This window comes from Pseudomonas sp. HY7a-MNA-CIBAN-0227 (assembly GCF_040310325.1).
In the GTDB taxonomy this organism is placed as follows: domain Bacteria; phylum Pseudomonadota; class Gammaproteobacteria; order Pseudomonadales; family Pseudomonadaceae; genus Aquipseudomonas.
Map to the genome: position 1 here is coordinate 1 of NZ_JBEOPT010000173.1, position 265 is coordinate 265.

Annotated in this window: 1 pseudogene; it reads right to left on the reverse strand. The window is 59.2% G+C overall.

Going from position 1 to position 265, the window contains the following annotated elements:
- A pseudogene (locus tag AAEZ06_RS27445) lies at positions 1-265 on the reverse strand (tRNA epoxyqueuosine(34) reductase QueG); the annotation flags it as partial.

The following is a 265-nucleotide window of genomic DNA, read 5'->3' on the forward strand; positions in this document are numbered from 1 at the left end:
GCCCAGGCCCACCGCCAGGTTGCGTAACCAGCGTTCGTAACCGGCGCGGCGCAAGGGTGAGCCTTCGGTGCTGCTGAGAAATTTATCCTCGTCCCACATAAACAATTCGGCCAGTTCAGCGTTATCCAGATTGTGCCGTGGCTTGAAATCGCTTTCGGCGGTGGGTCGGGCGAAACGATTCCACGGGCAAACGATCTGACAGTCATCGCAGCCAAACACGCGGTTGCCGATCAGTGGACGCAGGTCTTCGGGGATGGCGCTCTTG